The organism is Streptomyces sp. NPDC060002, assembly GCF_042737245.1.
In the GTDB taxonomy this organism is placed as follows: Bacteria; Actinomycetota; Actinomycetes; order Streptomycetales; family Streptomycetaceae; genus Streptomyces.
The window spans coordinates 1-4,999 of sequence record NZ_JBHWUW010000112.1 but is presented as its reverse complement, the minus strand read 5'-3'; the positions used below and the strand labels follow the sequence as shown (position 1 = coordinate 4,999).

4 protein-coding genes and 2 pseudogenes are annotated in these 4,999 nt (G+C 71.5%); 4 read left to right on the top strand and 2 right to left on the bottom strand.

What is annotated here, in order from left to right:
• Nucleotides 1-157: 157 nt before the first annotated feature.
• Nucleotides 158-493 carry a hypothetical protein gene (locus tag ACFWBD_RS41100; RefSeq protein WP_054241900.1) on the bottom strand — a complete coding sequence of 112 codons (336 nt, stop codon included), beginning with the start codon at nucleotides 491-493 and terminating at the stop codon, nucleotides 158-160.
• Nucleotides 494-1,042: 549 nt separating this feature from the next.
• Here ACFWBD_RS41100 and ACFWBD_RS41095 point away from each other — a divergent pair.
• Nucleotides 1,043-1,891: a helix-turn-helix transcriptional regulator gene (locus tag ACFWBD_RS41095; RefSeq protein WP_385679230.1), complete on the top strand. Its 849-nt coding sequence runs from the start codon at nucleotides 1,043-1,045 to the stop codon at nucleotides 1,889-1,891.
• A gap of 144 nt (nucleotides 1,892-2,035) precedes the next feature.
• Nucleotides 2,036-3,094, top strand: coding sequence for a helix-turn-helix transcriptional regulator (locus tag ACFWBD_RS41090; RefSeq protein WP_385679227.1), 1,059 nt, complete (start codon nucleotides 2,036-2,038; stop codon nucleotides 3,092-3,094).
• On the opposite strand, the gene ACFWBD_RS41085 is transcribed toward ACFWBD_RS41090, so the two are convergent.
• Complete coding sequence (locus tag ACFWBD_RS41085; protein WP_385679224.1) at nucleotides 2,991-4,097, bottom strand: LuxR C-terminal-related transcriptional regulator; 1,107 nt, start codon at nucleotides 4,095-4,097, stop codon at nucleotides 2,991-2,993. The two genes, ACFWBD_RS41090 and ACFWBD_RS41085, sit on opposite strands and share 104 nt — an antisense overlap.
• Before the next feature lie 382 nt (nucleotides 4,098-4,479).
• Between ACFWBD_RS41085 and ACFWBD_RS41080 the strand changes: the two are divergent.
• Nucleotides 4,480-4,694: pseudogene (locus tag ACFWBD_RS41080) on the top strand (circularly permuted type 2 ATP-grasp protein); the annotation flags it as partial.
• A pseudogene (locus ACFWBD_RS41075) lies at nucleotides 4,673-4,894 on the top strand (transglutaminase family protein); the annotation flags it as partial. The pseudogenes ACFWBD_RS41080 and ACFWBD_RS41075, both read left to right, overlap by 22 nt.
• Nucleotides 4,895-4,999 lie beyond the last annotated feature (105 nt).

The following is a 4,999-nucleotide window of genomic DNA, read 5'->3' as shown; positions in this document are numbered from 1 at the left end:
CCAACACCCCCCCGTTGTGGTTTCCGCCCACTCGTTCGGGGGGGTGTTGTCCCCTATCACCCCCCAAATATCCCCCGGCCCTACCGTTGTCCCCCCCCCGCCCCCCCCCGCTGCGGGGGGAAGCACCTGAGCGATCTGTTACGACGGGGGAATCGCGTCAGGCACTGCGGGGGGTGGCTGAGATGGTCTTCAGGGGCGGAGTCTCGGGCTCGACGAGCCTGTGGTCCCGCTGGTCCAGGTTCACAAAGATCATTCCGTAACGAATGGCGCACCGCACGGGCTGCGGCGCCCCCCGGGGCTTGCGCAGGCACCGGTAGGCCCGTACGTCCTCGTCCTCGTCGCGCGTCACGACCACCGGCTCGCCGAACACGGTCACCATCAACGAGTCACCACTGTGGGGGATGGCGGTGACCAGGTCGATGAAGTGCCAGCCGGAGCGGTAGGCGGTGGCCATTTCGCGGCGGAAGGAGCGGTCGTCGGGTGGAGTGGTCATGACTCGGCGACCCACGTACTGTCGCCGGGAGCGACCCAAGTGCTGTCGCCGGGAGCGACCCAAGTGCTGTCACCCGGCACGTCTGCCGCCGTGATCACCCACGTGCTGTCGCGGGGCGCGACCCACGTACTGTCCGCGGGCGCCGCGACGATCTCGGTACCCGTGCTCCAGGTACTGTCGCGCGCCGTGTCACCCGTCGTTCCCGCAAGGCCACTCAGCGCCCCGAAGGCCAAGGCAGCGGAGAAGGCGGCGGCAAGCGCCGAGCGAAGCATTCTCTTATGCATAGTCGGCTTCGTCCTCATTTGAAGGTCACCTCTCCCCCGTCCACTACGACGATGGCCCATTCGGGCACGTCATGGCCACACAATCGATGCATCATGTTCCTGCACGTTCAGGACCCTGGGGGGTGGAGATTTGACGAAAAATGAGACAAAGCAGACACATCCTCATGCGTCGACTGAGCTGTGCGAGGAAGGTCGCCGTCTCTATGGGAACGCTCTTCGGACGGGCCGCATAGCCCGTGCGGACGTGGAGCCTGCTCCGTGTTTGATGGAGTTCGCCCTGCTTCACGCGGACCCCGACGACGCGAACTGGCTACGTCCGGTGCCCCCGTCGATCGCTCTGTCCCAACTGCTCAACCCGATCGAGCGCGAGATCACCCGGCGCAGACGGCTGTCGGTCGAACTCGCCGACGCATTCGAGCCGTTCATGACCCTCAGCGCCCAGCCGACGCCGACCACACACTCGATCACGGTGCTGGAGGGCATCGACCGGATCAACGCGGCACTCGATCTGGCCACCTCCCAGTGCCAGACCGAGATGCTCACCGTCCAGCCGAGCCGCCGGCGCCTCGAACACACCCTCGTACAGGGACTCGAACGCGACAGACCGCTGATCGACCGCGGCTGCCGGATCCGGACCCTCTACCAGCACACGGCCCGGTACAGCCCCGAGACACTCGGCTACGTCTCCCAGTTCACCGACGGCAAGGTGGAGTACCGCACCATCGACGAACTCGTGGAGCGGCTGATCATCTGCGACGAGACCGTCGCCTTCATCCCGACCCGGGACGACGGACAGGTCGCCCTCGAACTCCGGCACCCGGGGCTCGTCCGCTACCTGATCAAGGTCTTCGAGTTCATGTGGGGCCGCGCGGTACCGCTGGCCACCGGCGCCCCCTACGAGACCGCCCCCGACGGCATCACGGACATCCAGCACTCCATCGCCAAGCTCCTCGTCGAGGGGCATGTCGACGAGGCCATAGCCCGCCGTCTGGGCATGAACGTACGCACCTGCCGAGCCCACATAGCGAAACTCGCCACGGCTCTGGGCAGCGGCAGCCGCGCCCAACTCGGCTTCCTCATAGCCCAGTCGGGGATCCTTAAACAGGAACCCTGACCGTGCGGGCGGGTCCGGGACCGAGAACCGGGAACGGCACGCCCGCGCCCCGCCCGGCCGCCGTCCACCGGCCGCCGTCCACCGGCCGCCGCCCACCGCCCGCCGCCTGCCGTCCGCCGTCCTCGAACAGGAGAGAGATTCGCAGTGAACGCGCCGCCGCACCCCCACCACGGCGTGGAGAACCTGTGCGCCGCCGGCACGAACCTCTACGAGCGGGCCCTGCACGACGGGCGGATCAAGACCGAGGAGGCCGAGACGGCGGCCCCCTGCCTGCTGTCCTTAGGCCTCCTGCACCCGGTCGTGGACGACCCCCACCAGCTCGAACCCGTCTCCCCGGCGCTGGCCCTGCACCGGCTGCTGCGCGCCTCGGGCACCCGCATCGCCGAGGAACGGCGCCGCGAGGAACGACTGGCGACCCTCTTCGAGCCCCTCATGCGGATCACCGGCAGCCGCACCGCCGCCGCAGATCCCGCCTCCCTGCGTCTCCTCAGCGGCACGGAACAGATCAACGGGGCCATCACCGAGGCGACCGCCGAGGCCACGGACGAACTCCTCTGCATCCAGCCCAACGTCCACTACAGCGGGCCGCGCGGCGAGACGGCCCAGACCGTGGCCATGGCTCGCGACCAGGCCCTGCTCGACCGGGGCTGCCGCATCCGCACCCTCTACCAGCACACCCAGCGCCACCAGCCCCTCGTACTGGCCCGCTACGAGCAGCTCCGGGGCGACGTGGCGGCCCGCACCCTCGACGAGGTCACCGACCGCCTCATCGTCATCGACCGCACGGTCGCCTTCATCCCCGCCGGCGAGGACGGCCGACTGGCCCTGGAGGTCCGCCACCCGGCCCTCCTCACCTACTTCACCATCACCTTCGACCGCCTCTGGCGGCTGGCCACGCCCATGTACCCGCAGGCGGTGCACCGCCCGTCCCTCAACGGCGTCACCCCCCGGCAGCAGGCCATCGCCGCCCTCCTCGTCGAAGGGCACACCGACGCCGTCATCGCCGACCGCCTCGGCATGAACATCCGCACCGCCCGCGTCCACATCGCCAAACTCGCCACCACTCTCGGCAGCGAGAGCCGCGCCCAACTCGGCTACCTCATCGGACAGTCGGGGATCCTTGACCGGGAACAGAACCGGGACCGGGCGCAGGCGCAGGAGCAGCGGCCGGGTCAGGACCGGACCCCGGCGCCGGAAGTCTGACCGCCGGCGGGCCGGCCTCGGCGGACGGCCGGTCGAGGCCGACCTGTGCGATCCGCACCCCCAGCTGGGTCCGGCTGGCCGCGCCCAGGGTCTCCGAGAGCCGGGCGATGTGCGCGCGGCAGGTGCGGACACTGATGCCCAGGCGCTCGGCGATCACCGCGTCCTGGTGCCCCTCCGCCAGCAGGGCGGCGATGGACTGCTCACGGTGGGAGATGCCCTCGATCCGGGTGTCGGGCAGCGGCGCGGTGAGCGGGATCGCCAGCCGCCACAGCCGCTCGAAGACCGTCACCAGGTAGGAGACCAGGGCCGGGTGGCGCAGCTCCAGGGCCATCGTGCGGTCGGTGTTCGCCGGGATGAAGGCCACCGTGCGGTCGAAGAGGATCAGCCGGTCGATGACCTCGTCCAGCGTGCGGGCCTCCACCGCGTCGCCCATCAGCTCCAGGTAGGTCAGCAGGCCCTGGCCGTGCCGGGCGACGTGGTTGTAGATGTCCCGCATGCGCACGCCCCGGCCGCGCAGCTGCAGCGCCCGGTGCAGGCCCTCCGACAGCTCGTGCTCACGCCGGATGCCGCCGGGCTGCACGGTGAGTACCTCGGTCGTGCACGCCTCGGTCGCCGCGTCCAGGGCGGCCTGGATGCGGGAGGCGCCGTCCAGGACCCGGATCGCGGCGCCCTCGCCGGCCGTCCCGCCCCGCCCGGGACCGCCCAGGCCCGCGTACCACTCGAAGGCGGCGACCGCCGAGCCCATCCGGCGGCCGCTCGCGCTCACCTCGTCGTACAGGCCGCGCAGCAGCCGGGTCATGACCTCCTGCGGGGAGGTCGGCACCAGCCAGTCCATGTCGTCGGGATCGGGGTGCAGCAGGGCGAGTTCCAGGAGGCACGGGACCGGCTCGGCGTCGGTCCGCGCCACCCGACCGCGCCGTACGGCCCGGGAATACACGCGATCCCCGGCGTCACACAGTCGGTCGGCACCGTGTGGATGCTCCTCCGTCCCGTGCCCGGCCATCGCCCATCCCACCCCCGCAGTACGCCTCTTCCGGAGCGCAACTATGCGCGGCCCGGACCAGCTCCGCAACACGGCTGCCCCGGCCGACGTCCGGGAAAACCACCCATCTGTTCCTGTTTCTCCCGGCCTCCTCCCCTCGCACTGCAACAAGCTGACGGTGGTGCGGGGCGTTCGTGACAGGGCATCGTTGGTTCCGCTTGCCCCCGGGTGCTCCCCACTCGGGGGAGAGCACTGCCAACCCGGCCGGACCACGGGGGAGTCCGGCCGGGCCCAGGCCCCGGGCCACCACACCCGCAGCGCCCCGGCAGGCCCGCCGGGCACCCAGCACTTCCGGAAACGCCCGGGAGATCGCGGTGTTACGTCCCGCGCCTGACGTCGGGCCATGGCGGACCTATTCGACGCGTACGCGCTGGCCGACGCGTGGGACGGGATGTCCGAGCGGCCGGGTGGGGTCAGGACGCCTACGAGCCGGTGCTCGCGGCGCTCCAGCCGATCGAACCGGGTGAACTGCGCTTCCGCGCCGACCAGATGGCCCGCGCCTTCACCGACCGCGGGGTGACCTACACCTTCGCGGGCGACTGCACCGCCCGGTGGCCGGGCGGAGCCACGGCTGGGTCGAGTACCGGGCGGGCGGCCGGCACGGGCTACGACCCGACGAACCGGACCCGGCCCGACGAGTCCCCTGCCGTGGCCGGCCGGGGCCGGACCACGACGACGTCACCCCGTACAAGGGCGTCTACCGGGGCGTGGCGGGCGGACCGCCGGAGGTGACCGTGGAGTTCACCCGGGCGGCGTGAGCGGCGCGACGCGGGCGGGCACGGCGACGCGGGGCGGGCGGGCGCGGCGAGGCGGGCGGGCGCGGCGACGCGGGGCAGGTGCGGCGAGGCGGGCGGGCGCGGCGA